Raw genomic sequence first — 26,066 nt, forward strand, 5'->3', positions numbered from 1 at the left:
CCCTCACGGTAGCGGGCGGCTACGCGGTGACCCGCAGTTCGGCGCCGGGGTGCGAGCTGAGCGTGACGACCACGGTGCCGGCGCCGGTCTGGAACATCGTGTTGGCGTACCCGATGAACCCGTAGTGCCCGTCGATCGTCGAGACCGCGGTGATGTCGCCGTGTCCGGAGGCTCCGGTGTCGAGATTGGCCCACGCCGCGGTGACGGTCAGCGAGCAGGACCCGTCGTATCGACCGGCGTCGTAGTTGATCGCCACCCGGACACCGTTCTCCACCTGATCGAAGGTCTGCACGGGTGCCACCTGTGCCTCCGCCCTGACGGTGCCCCCGCACGTCGGCGATGCCACCACCGGGACCGCGGGAAGCTGCGCGAACGACTGGGCGTGCGCGGTCGCCATCCCCGGCCAGGGCGCGATCAGCGCGACGGCGAGCGCGGCGGCAGCACGGACGAGAGCCATACCTTGCTATCGCCGGCTCTGACGACGGCGTTAGCAGTGGGCGTCCTGCTAGCCTCTGGTCCGTCCATTGCGATGGGATCCGAGGAAGCCGGTGTGAATCCGGCGCGGTACCGCCACTGTCAGCGGCGCTTCGTCCAGCGTGCGTGAGCCAGACACTCGACCCACCGCACCTTGCGAACTCGGGGCGGTCTACCCCGAGAAAGGTCGTGCCCGTCGTGCACCCATCTCATGCCCACACCGAAGCGGTCCGAGTCCTCGTCGGGATGTCGATCCGGGAGGCCAATGCCGCCGAGGATCTCGCGGCCACCGCTGCCGCCCTCGGCGCCCGCCTGGCCTTCCTGCAGATCACCGAACCCTCCCTGCGCACCGTGCTCACCGAGCTCGCCGACGGCGGGACCGGGCGGATCGAACTGGTCGGCGTCGCGTTCGGACAGCTGGCGCCCGGTAACTCGTGGCTGCGCCGGATCGCCTCGCACTGGTGGCGCGAACGTGGGGCGGGAGCGCCGGAAGTCGTCGTCGCCACCAGGCTGCTCGACACCGACCCGATCGACCCTGCCGCGGTCACCGCAGCGCTGGAGAAAGCGCGGCCGGTCACCGGCTCGGAGTCGCCCCTGACCTCGGCGGCCTGGGCCGAGGTCCCCGCCTACCGTCACCACGTGCTGGTCTGCCGGGGCCCCCGGTGCAGCGCCCGCGGCGCCGAGAAGACCTGGGCCGCCCTCGCGGAGGGACTGTCACGGCGACGCCTCCGGGACAGTGACGTCCTGACGACCGCGGCGGGCTGCATGTTCCCCTGCAACCACGCCCCGGTCGTCGCGGTCCAGCCCGACGACGTCTGGTACGGCGGCATGACCCCCGACCGCGTGGACCGGCTGATCGACGGCCACCTGACTGCCGGCGAGCCGATCGAGGACGCCCGGATCCGGTAGCCCGTCAGCCGGGGTTCAGATCGCCGGCCCGGTTCGCGGCAGGGTCACCCGCAGCGCCAGATGCTCGTCGAGGATGCGGCGCAACGCGGCGTCCATCGGGTGGGCTGAGGCCAGCTCGCGGCCGAACCGGCTGTCCACGACCACGACCTCGCCGTCGCGGAGTTCGGACGTTTCGGCCTGGTCGACGAACGGATCGAACAACGCCGGCGGCGTGGCCAGGTAGTGCAGCGCCCGGTGGACCCCGTTCACCTCGGCGGCGTACATCAGGCCGTGCTGGGTGATCACGAAGAACTCCTCGGCGATCCGGGCGTGCGGGATCTCGGTCCGACCCCACTCCATGGCGCCGTGGCGGCTCTGTTCCAGCGGATCCTGAACGGCGTCGGTCAGCATGAACATCCGCTCGACGGCCCCTACGCCCCATGGCGGATACATGTCCATCGCGGGCTGGAAGTACCGCGCGCAGACCTCACCGAAGAAGTCGTGAAGTTGCTCGCTCATCGCGGCCCCCTAAATTCGAACGACACCTCGAGTGTGCGCCCCGAATCGCCGGTTCGGCCAGACGTCCCGGCCAGAGGTCATGAACTCCGCGCAACGGGATCAGCGGTGCGCCGGACCGGAAGTCGACCCCGCCCCACTCAGCGCCCGATCCAGCCAGGCCCGCAAACAGGCCACCGGGGCGGCGCCCGCCTGACGGGCCAGCACCGAACCGTCCGCCAGGACGAGCAAAGTGGGCACCGACTGGACCGAGAACCGTGCCGCGGTCCGCCGCGCGGTGTCCACGTCGACCTTGACGACCTTCAGCTCTCCCGCGTGTTCGGTGGCGAGTTGCTCGAGTGCCGGACCGACCGTCTGGCACGGACCGCACCACGCGGCCCACAGATCCACCAGCACCGGTACCTTGGAGCGCTCGGCGACCTCGGCGAAGTCGGCGTCACCGGCGACGGCGATCCACGGCAGCGGCTCATGACATCTGGCGCAGCCGGGAGTGCCGTTCGCGGCGGCGGGAATCCGGTTGACCGTCGTACAGTGCGGACATTTCACGTTCGTGGTTGTCATGGTGCTCCACGCTCACTCAGGTCTGAAAGCCAGTTCCTGCACCTAAGCCTAAGACGGGACGCGGCACCGGGTCAGCGGTTCCGGCCGGACGATTTCGGAGAATTTCTTCGCGGTCGGCGTGCGGTAATATATTGCATGTTGCACACTGGACGGAGAGCCCGCGCCCGCGGGCGGGCGACGAACTCTGGAGAACGCATGGCCATCGAAGACTTCCCGCGCTACCCGCTGACCTTCGGCCCCAGCCCGATCCATCCGTTACCCCGGCTCAGCGCGCACCTCGGGGGCGCTGAGATCTGGGCCAAGCGCGAGGACGTCAACTCCGGTATCGCGTTCGGCGGGAACAAGACCCGCAAGCTGGAGTACGTCATTCCCGACGCGCTGGAACAAGGCGCCGACACCTTGGTCTCGATCGGCGGGGTGCAGTCCAACCACACCCGTCAGGTGGCCGCAGTCGCAGCCAAGCTCGGCCTGAAAGCGGTACTGGTGCAGGAGAAATGGGTCGACTGGCCCGATTCGGTGAACGACAAGGTCGGCAACATCCTGCTGTCGCGGATCATGGGCGCCGACGTCCGTCTCGACCCCGCCGGATTCGGCATCGCGTTCAAGGACAGCTGGCATCACGCCATCGAGGACGTGCGCCGCGCCGGTGGCACCCCGTACCCCATCCCCGCGGGGGCGTCCGATCACCGTCTCGGCGGACTCGGTTTCGCCAACTGGGCCTATGAGGTGCAGCGCCAGGAGGACGAACTCGGGATCTTCTTCGACACCATCGTGGTCTGCACGGTCACCGGCTCGACCCACGCGGGAATGATCGCCGGGTTCGCCGGTCAGCGACGCCCGCGCCGGGTCATCGGTATCGACGCGTCGGCGACACCGGCAGAGACACGCGCTCAGGTCGCCCGCATCGCACGCAACACCGCCGAACTCATCGGGTTGGGCCGAGACCTGACCGACGACGAGATCGTCGTCCTGGAGGGTTGGGCCGGTGACCGCTACGGCATCCCGGTGCAGTCGACCGTCGATGCCATCAGGCTGACCGGCCGGCTCGAAGGGGTCATCCTCGACCCGGTGTACGAGGGAAAGTCCATGGCAGGACTGATCGACCTGGTCCGGTCCGGCCAGATCGGGCCCACCTCCAAGGTTCTCTACGCGCACCTGGGTGGGCAACCCGCGCTCAACGCCTACAGCGGCGTCTTCTGAATCGGCGCGCCGGCGGTCACGACTCGTTGAGATAGGTCAGCACGGCGAGGACTCGCCGATCCCCGTCGTCAGCCAGCGGGAGCTTCGCGAAGATGCCGCCGACGTGTTTCCGGACCGCCGCCTCGGACACGACGAGCCGCTGCGCGATGCGGGAGTTGGTCAGGCCCTGCGCCATCAGGCTGAGCACCTCCTCCTCACGCGGCGTCAGTGTCGACAGCACGCCTCGTCTGCGGGAGGCGCCGACCAGTGCGACCACGATGTCCGGATCGATGATGGTTGCCCCGCCGGCGATGTCGCGGACCGCGTCGAGAAAGTGCCGCACGTGCGCGACACGGTCCTTGAGCAGGTAGCCCAGCCCGCCGCGCCCGGCAGCAGCGGTGCGGTCCAGCAATTGGTCCAGCGACCCGACCGACGTGTACTGCGACAGGATCACCACCGGGAGGCCCGGTGTGGCGCGGCGCAGTTCGATCGCGGCCCGGATGCCTTCGTCGGTGTGGGTGGGCGGCATCCTGACATCGGTGACCACCACGTCGGGCTGGTGGGTCCGCGCCGCCGCCCGCAGTTCGTCGGCGGTCTCGACGGCCGCGCACACCTGATGGCCGTCGGATTCGAGCACCGTCACGATCCCGGCGCGCAGCAACGGCGCGTCCTCGGCCAGGACGATGCGCAGCCCTTCGCCGGGACGAGGCGTCACACCGGGCATCGCATGCTCATCTCGGTGGGTCCGCCGTCCGGGCTGGAGATGGTCAGCGTGCCGTTGACGGCCTCCACCCGGGCGGCCAGTGTGGCCAGCCCGCGCCCCGGGCGCACGCTGGCGCCGCCGCGGCCGTCGTCGCGGACAGTGAGCCACCACCTGCCGTCCTGCCGGTCGGCGGTGATCGTCACGGCCGACGCCGACGAGTGTTTGACGACGTTGCTCAGCGCTTCGTTGATGACCAGATAGGCGGTGTGCTCGATCACCGCGGGCAGGCGCCCCGGTCTCTCGGTGGCCCCGAAGTCGGTGCTGACCGGCAGCGGGTAGGCGCCGATCAAGTCGGTGACCGCCGCCGCGAGCCCGTGTTCGGTGAGCGCCCGCGGGAGGATGCCCAGCAGCACCGCCCGCAGTTCGGCGAGGGTGTCGTCGAGCTGCCGGTGCGCGTCGGCGGCCAGCCGGCCCGTCTCGTCGTCGCCGTGCACGCTCTCGGCGATGCCCAATGTCAGCGCCAACGCCACCAGACGGTGCTGCACCCGATCGTGCAACTCGCTTTCGATACGCCGCCGCTCCTGTTCGACCGCGTCCAGAAGCGCGGTGCGCGACTGCTCGAGCCGGGCCACTTCCCGTTGCAGCGCTTGGGGATCGGTCATCGCGATGACAGTCAGCTGCCCGAGCGCCGCGGCGTAGGCCCCGACGAGGTAGGCGGTCAGCACCAGCACCGCGAGGCCCGTCACCGCCGCGACCCAGGCCTCCCCGGTGGTGTCGATCAGCCACAGCGCGACGTTGATCGGCTCGCCGGGCCGCACCAGCCACGGCGCCGCCACCATGACGCCGACAAGGATCGCCATGAACGCCACCAGCACCGCGCCCCACGGGCCCGTGACCAGCGCCGTGAACAGCATGTGGCCGACCTGGCGCGGACTCGGCACCTGCTGCTGCGCGCGAGCGCTTGCCACGTCGTGCCTGACCCGTTCCGCGGCGGGCTTGTCGATCAGCGACAGCCGCGCGCACTCCAACTCCAACAGCGGCTTCCAGACCGCGTTGCGCAGCGAACGTGAGCCTGCCCCAAGGATTGTCAGTGGTGCGGTGGCGACGACCACAGCGCTCAGGGCGGCGCCGGACACCGTCCACAACAGCGCGCGCCACGGCCACGACGACACCAGGTACCGCGGCCCCGACGCCATCGCGGCGCCCAACGATCGGGCAGGGACCTGGACCATCACGCGAGTCTATGGCCCACTCGACCGGTGATCACGATCGCCGCCACGAACGGGAGAAGACCGGCGCAGAGCAGGAACGAGGTGGCGCTGACGCCGACGGTGCCGCCGAAAACGTGGAACATGCCGAGCGAGGCGACGAGATTGGCACCCGCGTGCAGCATCGCCGGCGGCCAGACCGACCCGGTGCCCGACCACAACCAGCCGATGACGAACTCCAGCAGAATGCTCATCGGCACCCACCACAGCATGCCCCAGATAGCCTCTGCCACACCGACTTCCCCTCCGAAGTAGCCGACCCAGGGCAGCGGCCAATGCCACACGCCCCAAATCAGGCCGGTCAGGAATGTGGTGGCGACCGGTCGCCCCGGAACCAGACGGTCACGCAGGTAGGCCGTCCAGCCGTACTCTTCGCCCCAGAACAACGGCGCCGTCGCCGCGCAGACCAGCGGTCCCGCCGCCAGATACACCCATGCCGTGACCGGCATGTCCAGGTCCGACGGCGACCACCACCCGGCGAGAACCGCGACGGCCACCGCGAGGAGCAGCACGCCCCAGGGGATCGTCGCGGCGGCGACGTAGTAGGGCCACGACGATCTCCAATGCAGGCGCAGACCGGAATTGGCGAATCCCTCCCTGGTGATCCAGCGTCGGACGACGCACGCCGCGAGCGCGGGGACGAAGGCGGCGGTGGCGAGTTGGGTCGCCAGATCGTCAAGGGACCCGCCGAGCAGGTACACGCCGAGCCACGGGATCCACGCGCCCAGGAACGCGAGGGCCAGGAACCACTTGATACCCCGGTGGCGTCGGGCGGGTGTGGTGTGGGGCGTCCCGTCGACGGGGTCGCGGGCGTCGGTGGTGGGTCGAGTGGTCATCCACCCAGTTCAGCCTGTTGCGGCGCGGAGGTCGGTCCCCCAGGGGCCCGTTCGGGGGTAGCGCGCACGCTACCGGCCGGAGGCGCGGGAGTGCTCGTAGATGAGCGAGCTGGTGTTGCCCTGCACGTGACGGGTCGCCTCGGCGACTGCGGCGGTGTCGGGAACCTCTATCCCCCCGATGATTTCGGACATGGCTTGTGCTCCTTCTGTGATGGCTGCGGGAGTATCCCTGCCATCCATGCTCGCCCTGTCCGTGTCTTCCGCGCCGCCTTCTTCCGGCCAGGAAATCCTTGAATCCGGACAAGCGACTCGCCGAGCGCGTGCGCGAGGCGGGCGACGTCGCCATCGGAGTCGATCACCGCGTACGACGTGGTGACCGGTCGAAGTCCGTTGATGACGCACTCGTAGTCGACCCTGCGCGCCAGGCGCCGGAACACGCCGACCACCCGGGCACGCTGACCGAACGTGAGGCGCCTACCGTCGCAGACCACGAAGACCGAGCGCGCTCCGGTGTCGAGCGCGCCGGCGACGACCAGGTCGCAGGCGTCGTTCTCCCACTCCCCCGTCCGCCGACGTGACCGCCAGGAAGAACCCGCGGCGAACAATTCCTCGGCCAGGTCTCCGTCGATGACAAGGATCATCGACTCGGAGGCGGCCACCCGGCCCGCCGGCCCGCGCCGTGCGGGTGCCTCGATCACCGAGACGCCGCGGCGCCGCAACGCCGCGGCCATCGATGCGGTCAGTTCCGAGGGACGACCCACCACCATCACCGACGTGCTATGGAGCTCTCGAATTGGCACGGCAACCTCGCTGACCGTCGAATACCGATTAATTCAGTCAAATGATATTCCGGCGCCGCAATCGTTCCTCGAAGCCATTACAAGAATGGCGCAAACGCGCTCTGTTCACCCGGCATATCGAATTCTAGGTCCGATCGCAGGTCCGGTCGAGGGCATGCCGGGACAGCGCGCCCGCGGTGTCGGCCGTGGCAGTACCATCCGACGACCGACGCCGCGAGCAGTGGCTTTTCCGCTCAGGCGCGGTCCACGCGCTTGCGCCGGGGGACGACCTCGCCCGACTCGACCACCTTGGCCCGCTTGAGCGCACGGCGCTCCTTGAGGGTCATCGCAGGCTTCTTGATTTCTCGACTTCGCGATTTGTCAGCCATCGTTGCTCCTTTTCTCGCAACCATCACCGAGCCCGACCATACTGGAGAAATAAATAAAAGCCAGTCCGGCGGAATTCGTACCGCTGCGGGCGTTGACTGCGGTCCGGGGCACGGGCGGACCTGACCTCGCGGCACGGCACGCCTAAGGTGCGCTCATGGACGTCGGAACCACGGAACCGCAGATGCGCGTCGCGAAGCTGTACCGCTATCCCGTCAAGTCGATGCTCGGTGAGACCGTCGACGCGCTGTCGGTCGATGCCGGTGGCGCCGACGGTGACCGGCGACTCGCGCTGATCGACCGGGAGACCGGCCGGGTGGCGAGTGCCAAACAGGCGCGACTCTGGCGCGACCTGCTGATGTGCAGCGCCACGATCGACGACGGCCGCGTGCGGATCCAATTGCCCGACGGCACCAGTGTGGCGGCCGACGACGAAGACGTCGACGGTGTGCTCTCCGCCCTCGTCGCCCGACCGGTGCACCTCGCCGACCGCAGGCCACAAGCGGCCACGCTGGAGCGCGCCGACCCCGAGCAGGTGCTCGAGCGTGGCCTCGACGCCGAGGTCGAGGCACCCCTTCTGGAACTGGCCGAGGGCACCCCCGGTGACTCCTTCGTCGACCTCGCGCCCCTGCACGTCATCACTACGGCGACGCTCGAGCGCATCGGGACAGAAGCCGAGCGCTACCGGCCCAACCTCGTGATCTCTACGCCTCCCGGCTATCCGCCGTATTCGGAGAACGAATGGACGGATCGCACGCTGACCGTGGGATCGGTGGTGCTGCGGGGCATGGGGCCCACGCCGCGTTGTGTGATACCCACTCTGGAGCAGCGCGGTTTGGGGCGGGCAGTCCATGCGCTCCGGACGCCCACTGCCGAGAACCGTGTCGAGTCTTTCGGTCTGGGTCAGCTCCCGTGCGCGGGCGCCTACGTGGAAGTGGTGAAGCAGGGCATCATCGAAACCGGGGCCCCGTTCTCCGTTGGCTGATCCCCGCGGTCGACGACTCAGGAAAACCGAATGAGCCACATCGCGATCTGTGTGCCGGTGGGCACCGGACACGTCAATCCGACGTTGGGGGTCGCCGCCGAACTGGTGGCCCGGGGACACCGGGTGAGCTACGCCGCGACCACCGCACACGCCGGCCGGGTGGCCGATGCCGGAGCACGGCTGGTGCCGTACCGCACCCTCATGAACGACGCGGGACCCCCGCCGCAGTTCACAGGACAGGATTTTGCCCATGCGATGACGGTGGCGCTTGACGAGACGGAATTCGTGCTGCCCCAAGTGCTCTCGGGGTTCCACGGTGATGACCCGGACCTGGTGCTGCACGACGCGACCATGGCGTGGTGGGGCAGACTCGCCGCCGCCAGCTGGTCCGTGCCGGTGGTCGCGGGCTGGCCGAATCTGGTGGGCAACAGACACTGGTCGATGAACAGGTACGTCAAGGTCAACCCGCTGCGCCCGAAGATGCTGCGCGCGCTGTGGCGGGCGCAACGGCTTGCCCGCCGACACGGCCTGAACGTGGCGAACCTCCTGCAGTCGGCCGGGGCCGATGCGCAGTTGGTGTTCCTGCCGCGGGAATTCCAGTACGCCGGGGACACCTTCGGACCGCCTTACGCGTTCGTCGGCCCATGCCTCACCGACCGGCCCTCGGACGGGGACTGGGAACCACCAACTGAACGGGCCACCGTGCTGGTCTCTCTCGGCACCGCCTACCACGACCGGCCCGACATCTTCCGTGCCTGCCTGGCAGCATTCGCCGATGCGCCCTGGCACGTGGTGGTGGCGATCGGGAGCGCCGTCGACGCAGGGGATTTGGGCGCGGTAGCGCCACACATCGAGGTTCGTGCCGCGGTGCCGCAACTCAAGGTGCTGCCGCACGCGGCAGCCTTCGTCAGTCACGCCGGCATGGGCAGCACGATGGAGTCGCTGGCATTCGGTGTGCCGGTCGTGGCGTTACCCCAGATGACCGAGCAGCAGGCCAATGCCGACCGGATCGCCGAACTGGGGCTGGGGGTGACTCTCCCCGCTACCGAGGTCAACCCCGAGGCACTGCGTGCCGCGGTGGACCACGTGATCACCAGCGCGCAGGTCGCGGAGAACGTGCGTCTTATGCGGGAACGAATCCGTGCTGCAGGTGGCGCACACGCCGCAGCCGACGTGGTCGAGCGCCTGCTCGCGACGCGGTCCGACGTCCCGCGGACGCGATGAGTTTCCAGACCGGCGGCGGTCAGTACCGGCATGACTGACGAATTCATGCGCGCGGCGCGCACCATCGACGCACCCCCCGAAACCGTGTTCGACGTGCTGGCCGACCCGACCACCCACCAGGCCATCGACGGCACCGGCTGGGTGCGGGAGTCCCTCGACGGCAAGCGGCTGACCGAGGCCGGACAGGTCTTCCGAATGGCCATGTACCACCAGAACTATGGCGGCATGCACTACGAGATGGCCAACCGGGTCGAGGTGTTCCAGCCACCCCGGGCGATCGGCTGGCTACCGGGCCAGGGAGACGACGACGCCAAACTCGACTTCGGCGGCTGGACGTGGCGCTACGACCTTGCACCGGTGGGCCACGAACAGACCGAGGTCACCCTGACATACGACTGGTCGGGGGTGCCGCCGACGATCCGCGAAGAGATCGAGTTCCCGCCTTTTGACCGCGAGCACCTCGACAACTCGCTCGAGCACCTCTCCGCGCTGGCCCGGGAACGAGCGTAGCCGAGGCATCGGGTTTTGCCCTTTTGACAAGTCGCCTTGCCAGCCGTCTGCCCCGGGCATGACTATCGGGACATGACCCACGCATTCGATGCTCCGCGAGATGCCTTGTCCTACGCCGATCGCGTCGCCCGTATTGTGCCGATGTATCGGGACGTGCATCGCCTGGCGGCGATCTTGATGGCCGAACACGCGCCGACCGACGCCCGGATCCTGGTGCTCGGGGCAGGAGGCGGGCTGGAGACAAAGTCCTTCGCCGACGCCCAGCCTGGCTGGACCTTCGATGCCGTCGACCCTGCGGCCGCCATGCTCGACCTGGCGGCCGAGACGCTTGCGCCGCACTCCTCTCGGGTGCGGTTCCACCACGGTTACATCGACGACGCCCCGCCGGGGCCGTTCGCTGCCGCGACCAGCCTGCTCACCCTGCACTTTCTCGAACCGGACGAACGGCTCCGTACCGCGGCCGCGGTGCGGCAACGACTGTCGCCCGGGGCCCCGTTCGTCGTCGTGCACGCGAGCATCCCGCAGCGGGACGCCGCCGAGCGGGCGCTGTGGATGCACCGGCATCGGGCAGGCGCCGTCGCGTCGGGCATCGACCCCGCCGATGCGGACAAGATGATCACCGCCGTGAACGATGAGGTGCCGGTGCTGACACCGGCGCAGGACCGCGCCATCCTGGAGCAGGCCGGCTTCACCGAGGTGACCGAGTTCTTCACCGCGTTCATCTTCCGTGGTTGGGTGGGGTACGCCTGACCCCCGCACTTCACTCTGGAGCCCGACGCCGCCCCTCGCTCCGATGGCCGGACGACAAGGGGTATCCCCCATTCCCTCCCGGGCGTTCCCGGCCTATGTTTGCGCCATCTTGTCTTCCGGGTTCCGGGTGGAGGCGTCGAACGTAGGGGTGGATCATGGGTTTTGTCATACGATCTGGCGCCGCCGTGGCAGTTGCGGCGATCACGGGTGCGGGGGTCCTGACCGCGCCGGCCGAGAGGGCTGCGCCCGCGGCATCGCCCGGTGCCGCCGGCGCTTCGACTGCCGTCGATCTGACAGTGGCGTCGCGCGCGCTGCATGCGTGGCCACTGCGCTCGGCGCCGGACCGGGTCGCGCCTCGGACCGGGGGTGCGGCTCCGACGGGTACCCCGGCGTCCGCCGGCCACCCACTGGGTGTGATCGCGGATCGCGTTGACGCGTCAGTCGATCTTGCGGAGGTGTCGCGTGTGCTGAACCGCGGGACCGGAGCGCTCGCACCGAACGGGACATCGCGTGCGGGCGACCAGGACGCGCCTGCCGCGGCGGCACAGGAGGTGGTGGCGGCGGCGGCCTCGACTCTGGATTCGATCGACCAGGCGTTCATCGATTTCCGTCTCGCGGTCCGCACCAATTTCACCGCGTTCGCCAACCAGCTCGGTTACCTCGGCAAGCAGCTCTACATCGTGTTCAACTTCGCCGAGAGCATCGTGGCCAGCGTCGTCTTCAACGGCACCGACATCCTCCGCGGCGAGGGCCTGCTGACCAATCTGGGTGAGATCGGCCGCGACCTTGCCGAATCCGCTGTCTTCTTCGCCATCGACCAGATCGCGCTCACTCAGCCGGAGGTCAACCCGCTCCCCATAGCGCGGCCACCGTTGGACCGGCCTGCGGGTTGGGTGGATGCGTTGCCTCCGCACCCGACGCTGCCCCTCGCGGTGCCGGGTCAGGCCCCGGCGCAGAGGTCCTCCGGCGTGCTCGCCGTCGAGGACGCCGACACCGATGACCTCGCCAACGATGAGGACGTCGTGGAACGTCCCGCTCGTAAGGGGTCAGAGACGGATCCGACGGAATCGCCCGAGGTCGACGACACCGCCCTCGACGACACCGCCCTGGACGAGGCCGACGCCGAGGAGAACGCCGAGGAGAGCACCCCTGACGAGGCCGAGGGCGAGTCCGAGCAGGAGGAGAAGGAGGCTCCGGCCGCACCGGACTCCGAAGCAGGCGGTGCCGACGAGTGACCGCTGCTCGCTGACGTGGTTCCCGCGCTCGCCGACCGCCCCGTAGATGCTCCAGCCCTAGTTGAGTGGCTCGGTCAGTGAATTGCTCTGCAGGACAGCGGGGCTGACGTCCCGTTTCCTACCGTCGGGCATCTGAATGCTCGCGGGAAGGGCGTGTGCGAGCGTCAGGTCGAGCGGCGATGAGTTTCGCACCGGTTCACTGTCTGCACTGACACACCCGGTCGAACACCGCCCCGAAGGAGAGCACCATGGTCACTTACACTTTCGACGTCTTCTCCAGCCTGGACGGCTGGGGCGGTATCAGCGGCGGGGATTGGGGCGGTTACTGGGGCAAGCAGGGCCCCGAGTTCCTCGAGCACCGCCTCGCACAGTATGCGACGGATCAGCGGATGGTATTCGGGCGCAACACGTATCAGGCTTTCACCCAGATGCTTCGATCAGACACCGAGGAGTCCGTCCGTGACCCCTGGGTCACCCGGATGATCAGCCTTCCGGCGACGGTGGTGTCGTCGACCCTGACGGGACCCCTCGACTGGCACGACGCGACCCTCGCGAGTGGGGACGCCGTCGGCGTGGTCGCGGCCCTCAAGCAGGAGTCCGACGTGCCGTTGCGTTCGCACGGCAGCCTGTCGATGAACCGGGCACTGATGGCCGCCGGTCTCGTGGACCGCATTCAGCTGACGGTCTTCCCGGTGATCACCGGGAAGACCGGTGACGACCCGATCTTTCTGGGCGCGGCCGATTTCGATCTGGAGATGAGCGAAAGCCGGACGTTCGACGGCAGAATCCAGGAACTCACCTACCGACCCCGCCTGCACAGCTGAGCTCGCCGATCCAGCAACTCCCCTGCCACGCGCATGGGAGTTCGTTATGCTCCGACGAATCAAGGCATTTCGGTGCCGGAATCGACAAGAGGTGCCGTTCGATGGATGAATTCCCGCAGGACTACCAGATCTTCGACCTCGGCGACGTGACGCTGCAACACGGTGCGACGCTGCGCGACGCGAAGCTCGCGTACAAGACCTACGGCGAACTGAATGCCGACAAGACGAACGCGGTCGTGTTCCCGACGTGGTACTCCGGCCGCCACTGGGACAACGAGTGGTTGATCGGCGACGGGATGGCTCTGGATCCGGCGAAGTACTTCATCATCGTCCCGAACATGCTGGGCAACGGGCTGTCGACCTCGCCGTCCAACACGCCTCCGCCCTACGATGCGGCGCGGTTCCCGAACGTCACCTTCTACGACCAGGTCGAGCAGCAGCACAAGCTCGTGCGGTCGTTCGGCATCGAGACACTGGCACTCGTGACCGGCTGGTCGATGGGTGCCGGGCAGACCTACCAATGGGCCGTCAGCTATCCGGACATGGTGCAGCGCGCCATGCCGTTCTGCGGTTCCTCCAAGACCAGCGAGCACAACATCGTGTTCCTCGAAGGCGTCAAGGCCGCGCTGACGGCAGACGCCGCGTTCAAGGAGGGCTGGTACACCGACAAACCGGTCAGGGGACTGCGCGCCGCCGCCCGCGTCTACGCCGGGTGGGGTTTCTCGCAGGCCTTCTACTGGGAGCAGGAGTACAAGAAGATGGGCTACTCCTCCCTCGAGGACTTCCTCGTCGGCTTCTGGGAGGGCTTCTTCCTCGACCGCCGCGACCCCAACAATCTGCTGACCATGCTCTGGACATGGCAGAACGGCAACGTCGGTGCGACACCGGGCCGCGGGTTCGACGGCGATCAGGTCGCGGCGCTGAAAACGATCAAGGCCAAGATGATCGTCCTGCCTGCCGAAAAGGACCTCTACTTCCCGCCCGAGGACGAGGAGTTCGCGGTCAGCCACATCCAGAACGCCGAGTTGCGGGTCATCCCAGGCATTTACGGCCATTTCGCCGGTGGAGACGCCAACCCCGTGGACAACACGTTCATCGACGACGTCCTCAAGGAGCTCCTAGCCGACTGACTCGGAAGACACCCCCGGCCGATGTCCAAGGTGCCGGTTTCAGCAGTTGCCCGTGACGCCTCACTGCGGCCGGGTGAACGCCCTGCGCACAGCGGTGGCCAGCGCGGCGCGACGCCGATCGTGGAGGTCGGCGCCGTCGTCGGCTGATGCGGCGATCTGCAGGGATGCCGGTGACCAGCTCAACGCCATGGCGGTGACCATCGACAGGATGTCGACCGGGTCGATCGTGGGGTCCACGTGCCCCGCGGCTTGAGCAGCGGCGATCGCCGAGACTCTGCCGGCGTCCGGATCGCCGGGCAGCAGGTCGCCACTCGGGTTGCGTTCCAGACGCATCCACGCAGCCAGGCGGACCAACTCCGGCCGGTGCAGACACGTGTCGTAGAGCCCTACCGCGTATCCGGGCAGGTCGTCCACGTCGAATGTCACTTCGCCGACCAGCCTCTCGATGTGGATGGAGAACACCTCGTCGAAGAGGCGCTCTTTGCTGCCGAAGTATTGGTAGAGCTGGGCCTTGTTCGACCGCGCCGTTGCGACAATGCGGTCCACCCGGGCGCCGGCGATGCCGCGTTCGGCGAACTCGGCCGCGGCAGCCTCCAAGAGGCGTTGGCGGGTGACCTCACCGCGGCGGGTGGGCGCAGCAGGCATACCGCGGATTTTAGACAGACTGGTTGGTCTGTGAGCGAGAACCCGCTACTCTAAACAGACTAGTTGGTTTACTTTGGAGGCATCATGCCGCGACGAGTGCGAGGACTGGCCGCCGACGGCCAGGCGCAACCGCTCCACGAGTGGGAGTTCGATCGCCGGGACCTGCGCCCCGACGACGTAGCGGTCACCGTCGACTTCTGCGGCGTGTGCCACAGCGATGTGCACGCTTGGCACGGCGAGCCCAGCTACGGCGGCGCCACTTTCCCGCTGGTGCCGGGGCACGAATTCGTCGGCACCGTCGCGGAGGTGGGTGGCGCGGTGACGGAGTTCGCCGTGGGCGACAAGGTCGCAGTGGGTAACATCGTCGACTCCTGCCGGGTGTGCCAGATGTGCACCACCGGGCACGAGCAGTTGTGCGTCGACTTCCCCACCCTGACGTACGGAGGTGTCGACCGCCGCGACGGCCTGCCCACCTATGGCGGGTACTCGACGGAATACGTGGTGACCGAGGGGTTCGTGTACCACCTGCCCGACGGGCTGGACCCGGCCGGCGCTGCGCCGCTGATGTGTGCAGGCGTCACCGTGTGGGAACCGCTGGCGCAGTACAAGATCAGCCCCGGCATGACGGTCGGCATCGTCGGCCTGGGCGGTTTGGGCCACCTCGCCCTCAAGTTCGCCCACGCCCTCGGCGCCGACGTCCACCTCTTCACCACGTCGCCGGCCAAGGGCGAGGCGGCCCGCGCCCTGGGCGCCTCGGACGTCGTGGTGTCCACCCACGACGCGCAGATGGCCGACGCCCGCGGCCGGTATGACTTCATTCTCGACACCGTCCCTGTCTCTCACGACATCTCGAATCACCTCGCCACCGTGCGGCCGGGCGGCACCCTGTGCCAAGTGGGGGCTCTCGACGCGGTCACCTTCGAACCGGCGGCGCTATTGGGACGCAGTGTGGCGATGTCCGGAAGCGGCGGCCGGCCGGGCACACGCCAGATGCTGGACTTCTGCGCCGCACACGGCATCACCGCCGACGTGGAGGTGCTCCCGGCGACCGCGGTCAACGACGCGTTGGCCCGATTGGAACGCAATGACGTGCGATTCCGGTTCAGCCTCGACATGACCACGATGCGGTGATCCGGCCCAGCGCCTACCGTCGTTGGTGATGGTCGAGAAACGTCGTCTTCACGCGTGGCGGCGGGCACTGTTGACGGCCACCACGGAAGGACCCACGATGCCCGCCGCTTCCGATTCCGACCCGCTCGTTCTCGACCGGCTGCGCGAGGCGATCAATTCCGGCGACGCTTCGCGGGTGGCCGACTGCTTCACCGCTGACTTCCACGCGGAATTGCCCCACCATCCCGAGCGGAGCTTCACCGGCGCGGACCGCGTGCTCGCCAACTGGACCGCGGTCTTCACCACCGCACCCGATCTCACCGCCAGGGTGCTGCGCACGGCTCGCGGCGGCGCAGAGATCTGGTCGGAATGGGAGATCACCGGCGTCGACACCGCCGGCGCCCCGGTGACGTTCGCCGGGCCCGTGATCGTGACCACCCGCGACGGCCAGATCAACTGGGCGCGTTTCTATCTCGATCCCGTCACGTGATGACCCCACGCGTCATCGCTGTTCCCCTCGGACGCTGCGGTCGGCCAACCTGCCAACGCCAGGTCGGCGACGGCATGAAGATCAGCCCGGCTTGCGCCGCTGCGGGCTTGGATGGCTATCCCTTGGCACACGGCGGCAATCCAGCGCGCCAGGACCACGGTGTCGACGTCGGGTAGCTCACCGTCGGCCACCGCGGTGTCGAAGCGTTCAGCAAGCCGGTGCACCGTCGTCTCGCGGAACTCCGTCAGGCCCGGCGCCTCCCCGACGGTCAGGCAACCGTGGATCTCGCCACTGACGGTGTCGGCCGCGCCGTGCACCATCGCCTCGGCGACGTCGCGGGCCGTCGGCCGGCTCAGCGCATCGACCGTGTAGGCGCTGGGACCGGCGAGGTAGCGCCGCAAGGCCCGGTCGAACAGATTCTCCTTGGATCCGAACTCGGCATAGACGCTGCGGCGGTTCACCCCGGTCGCCGCCGTCACGTCGGAGATCGAGACTCCGTCAAAGCCTCTTTCCCAAAACAGCTTCATCGCCGCGTCCTCGACCTGCGCGGGGTCGAACTCCCGCGGACGTCCGATGCCCATCGCGATCCCTTTCTCTGTGATGCCAATCACAGCAGGAATGTGCTCGCCATTAACTGACTTGACCTGAGCATACTTAGTAACAACCCGGTTCGTAATGACGAGAGGCCAGCACAATGAGCACAGCACCCCTGACCGGACGGCGAGCACTGGTGACCGGAGGTTCGCGCGGGATCGGCGCGCAGATCGTGCGCCGACTGACCGCGGACGGCGCCGCGGTGGCATTCACCTATTCGGCCTCAGCCTCGAATGCCGACGAGCTCGTCGCCGAACTCACCGCGAACGGCGCCACGGTGGTCGCCATTCAGGCCGACGCCGCCGACCCGGCCCAGAGCGCGGACGCGGTGGAACAGGCGGTCACCGCACTCGGTGGCCTGGACGTGGTCGTGAACAACGCCGCCGTCGCCCATCTGGCCCCGATCGACGAGTTCCCCGCCGAGGAGTTCGACCGGTTGGTGGCCATCAACATCGGGAGCGTCTACTGGACCACCCGCACGGCCGTCAAGCACCTCGGTGAGGGGGCGCGGATCATCAACATCGGCAGCATCAACGCCGACCGGATTCCGGGGCCCGGATTGTCGGTGTACGGCATGACCAAGGGCGCGGTGCAGTCGTTCACCCGCGGCCTCGCCCGCGACCTCGGTCCGCGCGGCATCACGGTGAACAACGTGCAGCCGGGCCCCATCGACACCGACGCCAACCCCGACCAGGGGGATTTCGCCGAGAGCCTCAAGCAGGTCACCGTGCAGGGCCGCTACGGACACACCAGCGACGTGGCCTCTCTGGTGAGCTTCCTGGCAGGCCCCGAATCCGGTTACATCACCGGCGCGCACCTGAACGTCGACGGTGGCTTCACCGTCTGACGGCGGGCCATCAGGCGCGATCGAATCGACCATCCCCGCCAACGCGCTGGATGTGAGCGGCTCCTACCGAAGCGTGGTAGCGACACGTCCGGACCCCAGAGCTGACAGACTGAACGAAGGTGGCCGGTGAACAACCCACCGAGTATTGACATCCGGCGCGACGACGTGCTGGAAGCGCGACGCCGAATCAACGGCTACGTGCGCCGAACTCCGCTTCTGAGGGCGGAGGTAGCCGGCACGCAGCTGTGGCTCAAGTGCGAGTTCATGCAACATGCGGGCGTGTTCAAGACACGTGGCGCATTCAACCGTCAACTGGCCGCGCGAGAGCGCGGTGAACTCGATCCGAGGATCGGCATCGTGGTCGCCTCCGGCGGGAACGCGGGCCTCGCGCATGCCTATGCGGCACAGCGCCTGAGCGTCAAGGCGACCGTCTTCGTTCCGGAGACCGCACCACAGGTGAAAATCGACCGCTTGACCGAGTACGGCGCGGATGTCAAGCAGATCGGTACGGAGTACGCCCACGCATACGACGCCGCGCGTGACTACGAAGCGGACAGCGGCGCCCTGTTCTGCCACGCGTACGACCAAGTCGAGATATGCGCAGGGGCCGGAACGATCGCCGAGGAGATCTTCGAGTCGGCGCCGGAGGTGACGACCATCGTGGTGGCGGTCGGCGGAGGCGGCCTGTTCAGTGGGCTCTCCGCAGCAGCCGACGGTAGGGCCGACATCGTTGCCGTTGAGCCGCAGCGGATTCCGACGCTGCACGCCGCGCTGGCGGCTGGCGCACCGGTGGACGTCGAGGTGTCGGGTATCGCCGCGGACTCGCTCGGTGCACGACGACTCGGCGATATCGCCTTTGCCCGCGCCGCCTCTGCTCCTCCGCAGTCGGTGCTGGTGTCGGATCAGCAGATCGTCGAGGCCCGGAACGATCTGTGGCAGTCGTTTCGAATCCCGGCCGAGCATGGTGCCGCGGCGGCGTACGCCGCCGTCGCTTTCGGTGCGTACCGACCCACCCGGGACGAAAACCTCGCCGTGATCATTTGCGGCGCGAACACTGATCTCGGCACCATCGGTGACGCTTGACCGTTCGGCCGTGCATCACCACGGGTCCGGTGTAGTCCGGTACGGGTCGCCGGGAGGTAGCCAACTCGTGTCGCCATCCGGTGGCGGGCTGGTCACGCCCCGGGTGAACGCGTCGATCGCCGCGTGTACCGCCGGCCGATCATCATCGAGCCGCCAGACCAGCGACCACGTCCACATCGGGGCAGGATCGACGATCGGACGCTGGACGAGGTCGCGCGGCAATTGCGCCGACTGCCCCATCGGCGAGTTGAGGACGGGCCGTCGCGTGCGCCGCACGTGTTCGAAGAACGTAGGCCCCGTGATTCCACCGTCGGCAATGGCAAGGGTGCGCGCACCGCACCGCTCTGCGAACAGTTCGCCGTAGCGATTCCACGACCGCCAACTCTCACCGTCCGCATCGAGAAGTACCAGAACGTCGGAGGCCCTCACCGGGGAGTCGTCTGCGCCAACGCCCACCGCATACAGGCGGTCCACCCCGATCAGGTGTGCGCCGAGCCCGGAATCGTTCAGGTCCCTGGTCTGCACCCAACAGATGGCAAGGTCGAGGCTCCCCTGCGCGACGCGAGCGGCCTGGATGTGTGACGGCATGACCCAGTTGTCGATCTGCAGATCCGCCACCGCTGCGGTACGTTCCGCCCAATCGATGGGACACCAGGCTACGTATCCCAAGCGGACGGGCGCCGCTGTCATGCCGATGGCTTCCCTGCGCATCTCGTCGGCTTGATCCACCAAGGCCCGGATATGGGGCAGGAGTGCCGCACCGCCCGGCGTGAGGACCACGCCCCGGCGATCTCGATCGAGCAACCGCACCTTGAGATCGCGTTCGAGCACCTTGATCTGCTGCGAAAGCGACGGACCCGCGATGTGCAGGCGTTCCGCTGCCCGGCCGAAGTTCAACTCTTCGGCGACCGTCACGAAGTAGCGCAGGTGTCGAAGTTCCATCTACGCGATCCTAATCCGCTGCCACGCGGCGACGGGACATGTTGAAACACACCTCATTTCAGAGGACCTCACACGGTGCTGCCCGTCGGTTCGGGCCGCGTCACCGCAAGGACGGCCGGCACGCTCAGCAAACTCCTAGTGGACACCCCGCTCGGAGGAGGGCGCGCCGGGGTCATGCCCCGGCGCGCCGGCCCCGCCCACCGAGTCAGCTGGGCGTCACGCAAGGAACCGTCAGATGGGCTTTTCACCCTCGGGCGGGTTGCGCAGGTCGTCGAGCACCACCGGCGCACCGAACAATCCCCAGTCTTGAGCCGGGACGTCGCGGATCAGGACATAAGCGGGTACGCGCTCGTCTGCCGGGATGTCGGCATGCTTCCTGACGCTGTCGGTGAAGGCGGCGATCAGCTTTTTCTTCGCCTCGGCGTCCAAGCCACCGTCAACGATGTTGACCTCGAAGCTGATGACCTTCGTCCCACCGGGCTTTCCGCCGTGATAGACCCGTCCGGCCGGGAACTCCGTGGCGTAGACCCAGGTGGTGCTCCGGACGAAGGGGGTGTTCGGCAGTCCCTCGCACTCGAGCCCGGCCGTCGTGATGTCGTCGGCAAGGGCGTCGATCGCACCTTCCGGGAACATCCCCTCCGGGTAGTTGACGTAAATCAGTGGCATGACTTCCTCCTTGATCTGTTGGCGAACTCAGAATTTTGTGATGACGACGTAGCCGCGGGTGCCGAAGTCGGGGAGTACGTCGAAGACACCCTGCACGTCGTCGAACCCGATCTCGCGGCGAACATGTTGGTGGGGAGCGAGTTTCCCGTTCTGGACCATGGCCAGCAGTTCGGGGTAATCCGCGTGGGGATTGCCGAGGCTGCCCGAGATCGACCATTCCTTGGCCACCATCTTGTCGATGGGGATGGTGAGTTGGCCGTCCTCGCCGCGCGTCGTCAGCCCGACGGTGGCCAATCGCCCACCCTTCTGCAGCGACTCCAGAGCTGCGAGCGTCGCATCGTTCATCCCGACCGCGTCGATCGAGACCTGCGAACCGATGCCGCCGTTGACGGCCTGGACTCGTTCGCCGACTTCCACCGGAGTCATGCCGTCGGAGTCGATGACTTCCATCGCGCCTAGCTTCGTCGCCTCAGCCAGCCGATCGGGCTGCTTGTCGACTGCGACGACCTGTGCTCCAAGGGCAGAAGCGATTTCGACTGCGGCAAGGCCGACCCCGCCGAGTCCCACGACCGTAACCGTCTCGCCGGCACGCACCGACGCGCGTGTGCGGACTTGCCGGTAAGCCGTCATGTAGCGGCAACCCAGCACCGCCGCATCGAGTTCAGTGACCTCGCTCGGGAGGGGAATGCAGTTCAGGTTGGCGTTGGGGACGCGGACGTACTCCGCGAATCCCCCGGAACCTTCGACCAGGAACGGCCACGCCCAGTTGTCGCAGAGATTCTGCAGGCCCCTTCTGCAGTAACGGCATTCACCACAAGCAAGATTGAATGGGATGGTGACCCGGGTGCCGGTCGACACGGCGGTCACCTTGCTGCCCACGCTCTCGACCACGCCGCCGATCTCGTGACCCAACGTCGTAGGCAGTGGAGGGTGAAGCCCGATCCACGCCCAGTCGCCGTTCCAAACGTGCCAGTCAGTGCGACAAACTCCCGATGCGGTCACCCGGATCAGCGCGTCGTCGTCGCCGATCTCGGCAACGGGGACATCACGTATTACCAATTGCTTTCGAAAAGCGTCCATCTGCACAGCGCGCATCTCGGTCAACGCTCCCTTCATCTTGTCTGTGGATTCTCGGACCGTGGCGTCAAATTCACTGTCGTGTCCGTGCCGCGTCAATCGGCCCTCGTCAATCGTCAGCGGAGCACGCCCGATATCAAAGGACGGCGTTCCTCCCAGCTTGGAGCCACAACCTCAGACGCAACGGTCGGGCCACACCGCCCATGTCACCCGACAGGCTAGGCAGCGATTCGACGGCATCGGTCGTGATCCGGCCCGGTCTGAGATAACGTGAGATGCCATGGAGTTCAGGCAGTTGCGGTACTTCCTGGCGGTCGCCGAGGAGCTGAACATCGGCCGCGCAGCGCAACGCCTCCACATTGCTGCGCCGTCGCTCTCCCAACAGATCACGGCACTGGAGAACGACCTCGGGGTAAGGCTGTTCGACCGTAGTCGCCAAGGCGTCAGCCTGACTTCGACCGGTGCAGCGTTGCTGTCCAGAACCCGCGCACTGCTCGACAGTGCCGACGATCTCAGTGAGCGCATCGCCAGTGTCAGAACCGAATCACCGGTTCGACTTGGATACGTCGTGTGGTGCCCGTCCGACTGGGCCGAGCGTGTCGCCGGCGTCGCGCCGATGTCCATCGACGTGTGGACCTGTCCGTCGCACATGTTGGCGGTGAGAGTGGCCGAAGGCACGCTTGACTTGGCCATTTGCTGGATGCAGATCTCGGACCTGGAAGCCTTGGGTCTGGAAGCGCATCTGCTGGGGGTGGAGGAACTCTGGGCACTGAGCACCGGTCCGGATACCGCACGAGTCAACGCCGCTGATGCGGTGGTGCTGGTAGACACTAGGAACGACAGCTGGTCGTCCTGGAACCGATACGCGACCTTGTTCGCGCAGGACACGGGTGCCACCCTGGAACACATCGACGACGGCGGCATCACAGGCACGGCGTTCTTCAACCATATCCGTCGGCGCCAGGCGCCGGTGTTGAATTCTCCAGTGGGACAGTCTATGCCATTCCCTCGCGATCTACACCGGTGTCCGGTTATCGGGCCGACGCCGCTGTGGACGTGGTCGCTCGTGGTCCGCCGAGACAACGACCGCGCTTCGGTACGAGCGGTCATGAAGGCGGTGACCCGGGATGTCGAACTTCCCGACACCCGCGATGGTCAGTACTGGCTGCCGCCTGGTGACCCGCACCGCGGGCCGTAACGCCGCGCGTCGATGCCCCGACCGTCAGTCGGCCCGGTCAGAACGAAGTCACGTCCGGCATCAGACGCCTAATGCCCCGATCGCTTCTCGAATCCGAGTCGGCCCGTCGGTGACCTCGAGGATGACGCGGGACACCTCGGGCCGGTGCACCAACTCGGCCAGAGTGGCTGCCACGTTGTCGCGAGACACCGTCGTGTGAATCAGCGCGGGCGAAATCGAGATGGTGGCATTGCCGGTTCGATCAGTGAGTTCGGCGGGCCGCAAGATCACCCAGTCGAGATCGCTGGCAGCCAGTTCGACGTCGGCTTGCTTCTTGACGGCGAGATAGTGTTCGAACCCTTCGTCGCGTGGGCGTTCGCGCCAGGCTTCCGGAAACACCGACACCAGGATGAAGCGACGAACGCCGGCCGCCCGGGCAGCCGCGATGGACTTCGACACACCCTCCCCGTCGATACTCGAAGTCAGTTGTGCGCCAACGCCGCCGGCCCCGGCGGCGAAGACCAGAGCGTCCGTGCCGGCGATCATCGAAGCCAGGTCATCCTCGGTCATCGCTGCCAGGTCGGCGTGGAACGGCTCAGCACCGGCGGCACGCAGATCGCTTGCTTGCTCGGGCCGCCGATGCAAGGCCCTCACGTCGTCACCGCGCTCGATCAATGCGCGCATCAGGCGATGTCCGACACCTCCGGTCGCGCCGATCACGAAGACCTTCATCTGTGGCACCTTTCCGTAGCCTCGTCCGCCATCCGGACTCCATTCATGATCTTCCGTCGCGATGGCTCCTGAAGAGACGGAAAACCGCTCCCGCAGAAAGGAACAGCCTCGCTGCGGATGCGCCCCACTGCACCGTTGCCTAATCGGGATCACGCGGCTGCAGAAGCTCCACCGTTCTGTCCGTCAGTAGCGGCCGGATCCGTGCGACGACCAAATCCTGATAGTGGGGCGAATCAAGGTGTGCGTCGAGGGCGGTGCTGTCGCGGTAGTGCTCGACGAGCACCACATGCGTCGGATCCTCGGTGTCCTGCAAGATTTCGTAGCCCAAGCATCCAGGCTCGGCCAGTGAGAGGGGACGTGCAGCGGCCGCATACTCGAGAACCTGGGGCAGGTCGGCCTCGGTGGTTCGCCAGTGCGCGACGACGACGACCGTCGGAGCGGCCATCACGAGACCCGCAGGGCGTCGGCGAGCGCTTTGCCGATCGCATTGCCCGACTGCGGGTTCTGGCCCGTGATCAGCCGGCCGTCGACTACTGCCTTGGAATGCCAGGGCTCAGCCGCTTCGAAGAGTGCGCCTTCTTCACGAAGTGCGGTTTCCAGGTCGAAGGGGACATCGTCCTTGGCGTAGCCATCCTCTTCGGCTTTGGAGAACGCGGTGAGCTTGCGGCCTCGCACAAGTGGCGCACCCTCGACGGTGACACCCAGGAGTGCCGACGGACCGTGACATACCGCCGACACGATCAGGCCCGCTTCCCAGGCGCGGCTGACGACTGCCTGCACCTCGGGGTTGCCTGTGATGTCGACCATGGGACCGAGGCCGCCGGGGAAGAAGACGGCGTCGTAGTCGAGCACGTCGACCTCGGAAAGCTTGTGGCTGCGCGCGAGCCGGCGATAGGCCTTCGAGTCACGAAATTCCTGCTGGCTGGGGTCGTCGCCGTCGAATCCGTCCTCGGGCGGCTTCCCGCCTGACGGAGAGGAGAAGTCCACGGCAATTCCGGCTCTGTCGAGTTCCTGTACCGGGTGGGCGATCTCGCGGAAGAAGTACCCCGTCGGCCTGTGGTTCGGGCCGATGACGGCGGCATTGGTGGCGACGACGAGTACGTAGGGAACAGACACGACGTGCTCCATTCGATGGCTGAATTCATGAAACCGGCGATAGCGAGTCACATTTCAGTGTTCTGGCGAATGCGCGACGGCAACCTCTCCGGTGCGTCGCCACAATGACACCACACTGGCCGGCCCATGGCTCCTGCGGAGATCCACCTCACCCAGAACGGGTCATCGTACGGTCGGATCACGATAGTGAGGTGGCGATCCGCCGCCACGGCAGATGTTTTCGTTACGAAGCGACGACGCACCGGGAGCCGGTGAGCGTGCCCGTCCGAATCGACGAAACCGAGCTCACGCTGGACGTCAGAGCCAACGTGGTTCGCGCCGTGCCCGGCGTGATGCCGAACCGACCGCGGAATTCCCGGATGAAATGCGACACGCTCGTGTAGCCGACCGCGCGCGCTACATCGGCGACGCCGAGGCGGCCTTCATCGAGCAACAGCTGGGCCCGTTCCAAACGCAGGGTCTTGACGAACTGGTAGGGCGATTGGCCGGTCATGCCACGGAAGGCCCGGGAGAAAGCTGACGGGCTCAGGCACGCCTGAGCCGCCAGTGAGTCGACGGTCAGCGCCTCGGCCAGATGTGTGGCGATGTAGTCCACGACGGTCGCGATCGGGGCCCCGGTGGGCTGCCTGGACGCCAGCGCAAGGACGTTCGAATCATCGTTTCGCTGCACCAGTCGGTAGACCAACTCCTGCAGATGAAGCGGCGCCAAGACCTGTCGGTCGCGGGCCTCCACCAGTGACGCCAAGAATCGCGTGAAAGCGTCGGCCAGCTCAGCGTCGAGCTCGGGTACCGCGGTCTGGTGGTCTGACGCGGCGATCTGGCCAGCCGCCGGCACCGCGCCGCGCATACTGGCCGCCACCGTACGGATTTGCTGCGTATCGAGTGGCAGAACGAGCGCCAGAACTGGTTGTTCAGGTGAGGTCGCCACGACGAGGCAATCGACATGCCGGGTGCCATCGAAGACGACATAGCTGGAGTGAGCGGACAAATCGGCTGCACCGAAGTGCGCGCGGGCGCGCGGTGACCTGACGATGACGCCGACGGACAGACGTCGAATTTCGTTCCAGTACAACCGGCTTGGACGAGACATCCGATAGGTGAAGGACCCGGGCCACAGGCCGTCGTTGACGCCTTCAGTCTGCGCCTGGTCGCCCAGTACGTCGAACAACGAGGGCGTGCCGTTTCGACTCCCCGTGCCGACCACGCCATCTGGTGTCGTCATGGACCCTGCTTCCTTGAGCTGATCGGTGGGGGGAGCCGACAGGAACTCTGGGGAAATGTGAGACTAACGAAGGCAGTCCGATAAGTTGTTTCATATATGGAACTTATGGTCCATAT

General features: G+C 67.2%; 32 protein-coding genes and 1 riboswitch. Of the genes, 14 read left to right on the forward strand and 18 right to left on the reverse strand.

Going from position 1 to position 26,066, the window contains the following annotated elements; translation table 11 throughout:
* Positions 1–19: 19 nt before the first annotated feature.
* Positions 20–457: a hypothetical protein gene (locus tag C6A87_RS28335; RefSeq protein ID WP_311115267.1), complete on the reverse strand. Its 438-nt coding sequence runs from the start codon at positions 455–457 to the stop codon at positions 20–22.
* A 39-nt stretch (positions 458–496) separates the two neighbouring features.
* Positions 497–637: riboswitch (cobalamin riboswitch) on the forward strand.
* A gap of 35 nt (positions 638–672) precedes the next feature.
* Here C6A87_RS28335 and C6A87_RS28340 point away from each other — a divergent pair.
* Positions 673–1,383 carry a (2Fe-2S) ferredoxin domain-containing protein gene (locus tag C6A87_RS28340; RefSeq protein WP_311115268.1) on the forward strand — a complete coding sequence of 237 codons (711 nt, stop codon included), beginning with the start codon at positions 673–675 and terminating at the stop codon, positions 1,381–1,383.
* 15 nt (positions 1,384–1,398) lie between these two features.
* Here C6A87_RS28340 and C6A87_RS28345 read toward each other — a convergent pair whose 3' ends face one another.
* On the reverse strand, positions 1,399–1,881 hold the full coding sequence (locus C6A87_RS28345) for a glucose-6-phosphate dehydrogenase (RefSeq protein ID WP_311115269.1): 483 nt from the start codon (positions 1,879–1,881) through the stop codon (positions 1,399–1,401).
* Positions 1,882–1,980: 99 nt separating this feature from the next.
* The gene (gene trxA / locus C6A87_RS28350; protein ID WP_311115270.1) at positions 1,981–2,439 is read right to left on the reverse strand and encodes a thioredoxin; all 459 of its coding nucleotides are present in this window, start codon (positions 2,437–2,439) and stop codon (positions 1,981–1,983) included.
* 195 nt (positions 2,440–2,634) lie between these two features.
* Here trxA and C6A87_RS28355 point away from each other — a divergent pair, with 195 nt between their 5' ends.
* Positions 2,635–3,639, forward strand: a complete 1,005-nt coding sequence (locus C6A87_RS28355; protein ID WP_311115271.1) for a 1-aminocyclopropane-1-carboxylate deaminase — start codon at positions 2,635–2,637, stop codon at positions 3,637–3,639.
* Between the two features lie 16 nt (positions 3,640–3,655).
* Here C6A87_RS28355 and C6A87_RS28360 read toward each other — a convergent pair whose 3' ends face one another.
* The 6 genes from C6A87_RS28360 to C6A87_RS28385 all read right to left on the reverse strand — a co-directional run bounded on the left by C6A87_RS28360 (position 3,656) and on the right by C6A87_RS28385 (position 7,593).
* A complete protein-coding gene (locus C6A87_RS28360; RefSeq protein ID WP_311115272.1) occupies positions 3,656–4,342 on the reverse strand; it encodes a response regulator transcription factor in 687 nt (228 codons plus the stop codon).
* Complete coding sequence (locus tag C6A87_RS28365) at positions 4,330–5,553, reverse strand: histidine kinase (protein ID WP_311115273.1); 1,224 nt, start codon at positions 5,551–5,553, stop codon at positions 4,330–4,332. The genes C6A87_RS28360 and C6A87_RS28365 overlap by 13 nt, the downstream gene beginning before the upstream one ends.
* On the reverse strand, positions 5,553–6,425 hold the full coding sequence (locus tag C6A87_RS28370; protein ID WP_311115274.1) for a CPBP family intramembrane glutamic endopeptidase: 873 nt from the start codon (positions 6,423–6,425) through the stop codon (positions 5,553–5,555). Before C6A87_RS28370 ends, C6A87_RS28365 begins: the two co-directional genes overlap by 1 nt.
* Positions 6,426–6,494: 69 nt before the next feature.
* Positions 6,495–6,617 carry a hypothetical protein gene (locus C6A87_RS28375; protein WP_311115275.1) on the reverse strand — a complete coding sequence of 41 codons (123 nt, stop codon included), beginning with the start codon at positions 6,615–6,617 and terminating at the stop codon, positions 6,495–6,497.
* Entirely contained in the window at positions 6,593–7,186 is a 594-nt protein-coding gene (locus C6A87_RS28380) for a hypothetical protein (RefSeq protein WP_311115276.1), read from the reverse strand. Before C6A87_RS28380 ends, C6A87_RS28375 begins: the two co-directional genes overlap by 25 nt.
* A gap of 272 nt (positions 7,187–7,458) precedes the next feature.
* Positions 7,459–7,593, reverse strand: coding sequence for a hypothetical protein (locus C6A87_RS28385; protein ID WP_311115277.1), 135 nt, complete (start codon positions 7,591–7,593; stop codon positions 7,459–7,461).
* Between the two features lie 155 nt (positions 7,594–7,748).
* On the opposite strand from C6A87_RS28385, the gene C6A87_RS28390 reads away from it, so the two are divergent.
* From C6A87_RS28390 to C6A87_RS28420, 7 genes are all read left to right on the forward strand, one after another.
* Positions 7,749–8,576 (forward strand): MOSC N-terminal beta barrel domain-containing protein, encoded by an 828-nt coding sequence (locus C6A87_RS28390; RefSeq protein ID WP_311115278.1) that lies wholly within the window; start codon positions 7,749–7,751, stop codon positions 8,574–8,576.
* 30 nt (positions 8,577–8,606) lie between these two features.
* Positions 8,607–9,800, forward strand: coding sequence for a macrolide family glycosyltransferase (locus C6A87_RS28395; RefSeq protein ID WP_311115279.1), 1,194 nt, complete (start codon positions 8,607–8,609; stop codon positions 9,798–9,800).
* 30 nt (positions 9,801–9,830) lie between these two features.
* Complete coding sequence (locus tag C6A87_RS28400; RefSeq protein ID WP_311115280.1) at positions 9,831–10,310, forward strand: SRPBCC family protein; 480 nt, start codon at positions 9,831–9,833, stop codon at positions 10,308–10,310.
* Between the two features lie 72 nt (positions 10,311–10,382).
* On the forward strand, positions 10,383–11,060 hold the full coding sequence (locus C6A87_RS28405) for a class I SAM-dependent methyltransferase (protein WP_311115281.1): 678 nt from the start codon (positions 10,383–10,385) through the stop codon (positions 11,058–11,060).
* A 464-nt stretch (positions 11,061–11,524) separates the two neighbouring features.
* Entirely contained in the window at positions 11,525–12,295 is a 771-nt protein-coding gene (locus C6A87_RS28410; protein WP_311115282.1) for a hypothetical protein, read from the forward strand.
* Positions 12,296–12,543: 248 nt separating this feature from the next.
* Positions 12,544–13,119 (forward strand): dihydrofolate reductase family protein, encoded by a 576-nt coding sequence (locus C6A87_RS28415; protein ID WP_311115283.1) that lies wholly within the window; start codon positions 12,544–12,546, stop codon positions 13,117–13,119.
* Positions 13,120–13,220: 101 nt separating this feature from the next.
* The gene (locus C6A87_RS28420) at positions 13,221–14,249 is read left to right on the forward strand and encodes an alpha/beta fold hydrolase (protein WP_311115284.1); all 1,029 of its coding nucleotides are present in this window, start codon (positions 13,221–13,223) and stop codon (positions 14,247–14,249) included.
* Positions 14,250–14,309: 60 nt separating this feature from the next.
* On the opposite strand, the gene C6A87_RS28425 is transcribed toward C6A87_RS28420, so the two are convergent.
* Positions 14,310–14,894 carry a TetR family transcriptional regulator gene (locus tag C6A87_RS28425; RefSeq protein ID WP_311115285.1) on the reverse strand — a complete coding sequence of 195 codons (585 nt, stop codon included), beginning with the start codon at positions 14,892–14,894 and terminating at the stop codon, positions 14,310–14,312.
* Positions 14,895–14,978: 84 nt separating this feature from the next.
* Between C6A87_RS28425 and C6A87_RS28430 the strand changes: the two genes are divergently transcribed.
* Together C6A87_RS28430 and C6A87_RS28435 are read left to right on the forward strand one after the other, a co-directional pair.
* Positions 14,979–16,025, forward strand: a complete 1,047-nt coding sequence (locus C6A87_RS28430) for an NAD(P)-dependent alcohol dehydrogenase (protein ID WP_311115286.1) — start codon at positions 14,979–14,981, stop codon at positions 16,023–16,025.
* Positions 16,026–16,122: 97 nt separating this feature from the next.
* Complete coding sequence (locus C6A87_RS28435) at positions 16,123–16,494, forward strand: nuclear transport factor 2 family protein (protein WP_311115287.1); 372 nt, start codon at positions 16,123–16,125, stop codon at positions 16,492–16,494.
* On the opposite strand, the gene C6A87_RS28440 is transcribed toward C6A87_RS28435, so the two are convergent.
* Entirely contained in the window at positions 16,473–17,075 is a 603-nt protein-coding gene (locus C6A87_RS28440; RefSeq protein WP_311118118.1) for a TetR/AcrR family transcriptional regulator, read from the reverse strand. The two genes, C6A87_RS28435 and C6A87_RS28440, sit on opposite strands and share 22 nt — an antisense overlap.
* 113 nt (positions 17,076–17,188) lie before the next feature.
* On the opposite strand from C6A87_RS28440, the gene C6A87_RS28445 reads away from it, so the two are divergent.
* A complete protein-coding gene (locus tag C6A87_RS28445) occupies positions 17,189–17,935 on the forward strand; it encodes a 3-oxoacyl-ACP reductase family protein (RefSeq protein ID WP_311115288.1) in 747 nt (248 codons plus the stop codon).
* A gap of 126 nt (positions 17,936–18,061) precedes the next feature.
* Entirely contained in the window at positions 18,062–19,018 is a 957-nt protein-coding gene (locus C6A87_RS28450) for a threonine/serine dehydratase (RefSeq protein WP_311115289.1), read from the forward strand.
* Between the two features lie 15 nt (positions 19,019–19,033).
* On the opposite strand, the gene C6A87_RS28455 is transcribed toward C6A87_RS28450, so the two are convergent.
* The 3 genes from C6A87_RS28455 to C6A87_RS28465 form a co-directional block, all read right to left on the reverse strand.
* Positions 19,034–19,960 carry a LysR family transcriptional regulator gene (locus C6A87_RS28455; RefSeq protein ID WP_311115290.1) on the reverse strand — a complete coding sequence of 309 codons (927 nt, stop codon included), beginning with the start codon at positions 19,958–19,960 and terminating at the stop codon, positions 19,034–19,036.
* Between the two features lie 231 nt (positions 19,961–20,191).
* On the reverse strand, positions 20,192–20,593 hold the full coding sequence (locus tag C6A87_RS28460; RefSeq protein WP_311115291.1) for a tautomerase family protein: 402 nt from the start codon (positions 20,591–20,593) through the stop codon (positions 20,192–20,194).
* 60 nt (positions 20,594–20,653) lie between these two features.
* Positions 20,654–21,721 carry an alcohol dehydrogenase catalytic domain-containing protein gene (locus C6A87_RS28465; RefSeq protein ID WP_311118119.1) on the reverse strand — a complete coding sequence of 356 codons (1,068 nt, stop codon included), beginning with the start codon at positions 21,719–21,721 and terminating at the stop codon, positions 20,654–20,656.
* 262 nt (positions 21,722–21,983) lie between these two features.
* Between C6A87_RS28465 and C6A87_RS28470 the strand changes: the two genes are divergently transcribed.
* Positions 21,984–22,901, forward strand: a complete 918-nt coding sequence (locus tag C6A87_RS28470; protein WP_311115292.1) for a LysR family transcriptional regulator — start codon at positions 21,984–21,986, stop codon at positions 22,899–22,901.
* A gap of 60 nt (positions 22,902–22,961) precedes the next feature.
* On the opposite strand, the gene C6A87_RS28475 is transcribed toward C6A87_RS28470, so the two are convergent.
* The 4 genes from C6A87_RS28475 to C6A87_RS28490 all read right to left on the reverse strand — a co-directional run bounded on the left by C6A87_RS28475 (position 22,962) and on the right by C6A87_RS28490 (position 25,950).
* Entirely contained in the window at positions 22,962–23,612 is a 651-nt protein-coding gene (locus C6A87_RS28475) for an NAD(P)H-binding protein (RefSeq protein WP_311115293.1), read from the reverse strand.
* A gap of 139 nt (positions 23,613–23,751) precedes the next feature.
* Positions 23,752–24,057 (reverse strand): antibiotic biosynthesis monooxygenase family protein, encoded by a 306-nt coding sequence (locus C6A87_RS28480; protein ID WP_311115294.1) that lies wholly within the window; start codon positions 24,055–24,057, stop codon positions 23,752–23,754.
* Complete coding sequence (locus C6A87_RS28485) at positions 24,057–24,740, reverse strand: type 1 glutamine amidotransferase domain-containing protein (RefSeq protein WP_311115295.1); 684 nt, start codon at positions 24,738–24,740, stop codon at positions 24,057–24,059. Before C6A87_RS28485 ends, C6A87_RS28480 begins: the two co-directional genes overlap by 1 nt.
* Before the next feature lie 211 nt (positions 24,741–24,951).
* Positions 24,952–25,950 (reverse strand): AraC family transcriptional regulator, encoded by a 999-nt coding sequence (locus C6A87_RS28490; RefSeq protein WP_311115296.1) that lies wholly within the window; start codon positions 25,948–25,950, stop codon positions 24,952–24,954.
* Positions 25,951–26,066: the final 116 nt, after the last annotated feature.

The sequence above is a fragment of the Mycobacterium sp. ITM-2016-00317 genome (assembly GCF_002968295.1).
Taxonomy (GTDB): Bacteria; Actinomycetota; Actinomycetes; order Mycobacteriales; family Mycobacteriaceae; genus Mycobacterium.